Source organism: Kitasatospora sp. MY 5-36 (assembly GCF_001182915.1).
Classification (GTDB): domain Bacteria; phylum Actinomycetota; class Actinomycetes; order Streptomycetales; family Streptomycetaceae; genus Kitasatospora.
The window spans coordinates 1-1,178 of record NZ_LFVW01001248.1 but is presented as its reverse complement, the minus strand read 5'-3'; the positions used below and the strand labels follow the sequence as shown (position 1 = coordinate 1,178).

General features: G+C 76.9%; 2 protein-coding genes. Both read left to right on the top strand.

Annotated features, from left to right (window positions below; all coding sequences use genetic code 11):
• Positions 1 to 397, top strand: a 397-nt coding sequence (locus AE652_RS41730) for a sensor histidine kinase (RefSeq protein ID WP_049661269.1), incomplete at its 5' end; no start/stop codon positions are given.
• Positions 394 to 1,089 carry a response regulator gene (locus AE652_RS41725; RefSeq protein WP_369808377.1) on the top strand — a complete coding sequence of 232 codons (696 nt, stop codon included), beginning with the start codon at positions 394 to 396 and terminating at the stop codon, positions 1,087 to 1,089. The genes AE652_RS41730 and AE652_RS41725, both read left to right, overlap by 4 nt.
• Positions 1,090 to 1,178: the final 89 nt, after the last annotated feature.

Genomic DNA, 1,178 nt, shown 5'->3' with positions numbered 1-1,178 from the left:
CCCGCGCGACCTCACCGCGCTGCTGCGCCCGTACGCGGACGAGCGGATCATGCTCTCCGCCCCCGGCACCCCGGTGCCGCTGCCCGGTGCGGCGGCGGGCGAGCTCGCGGCGGCGGTCGGCGCCGCCGTCGACAACGTGCGCAAGCACGCGGGGGAGCGGGCCCGGGCCTGGATCCTGGTCGAGGACGAGCCGGAGGCCGTCACGGTCAGCATCCGCGACGACGGTCCCGGCTTCGCCCCCGGCCGGCTCGGCGAGGCGGAGCAGGCCGGCCGGCTCGGCGTCTCCCAGTCCATCCGCGGCCGGCTGCTGGACCTCGGCGGCACGGCCGAGCTGTACTCGGCGCCCGGGGAGGGCGTCGAGGTCGAACTGCGCGTCCCGAGGAAGGCCACTCCATGACCGACCAGCCGATGACCGACCAGCCGACCGCCGACCGGCCGGTGCGGGTGATGGTGGTGGACGACCACCCGATGTGGCGGGACGCCGTCTCGCGCGACCTCGCCGAAGCCGGACTGGACGTGGTGGCCACCGCGGGCGACGGCGAGGAGGCCGTGCGCCGGGCCCGTGCCTGCACGCCGCAGGTGGTCGTGCTGGACCTCAACCTGCCCAGCCTGTCCGGCGCGGAGGTGTGCCGCCAGGTGGTCGCGCACGACCCGGCGGTCCGGGTGCTGGTGCTGTCGGCCAGCGGCGAGCACCAGGACGTGCTGGAGGCGGTGAAGTCCGGCGCGACCGGCTACCTGGTGAAGTCGGCCGGGCGGGAGGAGCTGCTGGACGCGGTGCGCCGCACGGCCGTCGGCGACGCGGTGTTCACCCCGGGCCTGGCCGGGCTGGTGCTCGGCGAGTTCCGCCGGCTGGCCGCCGAGCCGGCCCCGGCCTCGGCGCCGGCCGCCCCGCAGCTGACCGCCCGGGAGACGGAGGTGCTGCGGCTGGTGGCCAAGGGACTGTCGTACCGGCAGATAGCCGACCGGCTGGTGCTGTCGCACCGGACGGTGCAGAACCACGTGCAGAACACGCTCGGGAAGCTGCAGCTGCACAACCGGGTGGAGCTGGTCCGGTACGCCATCGAGCAGGGCCTGGACGACGAGATCTGAGCGCCGCCCGGCCCCGCGCCGCCGCCCCGTCGGACGGCGGTGCCCGGTGCGATGGCGCGGCCCGGTGCGACGGCGCGGCCCCGGGCGGG

Coding starts and splice junctions, on each gene's coding strand:
- AE652_RS41725 (WP_369808377.1), top strand. CDS start 394: ATGACCGACCAGCCGATGACCGACCAGCCGACCGCCGACCGGCCGGTG.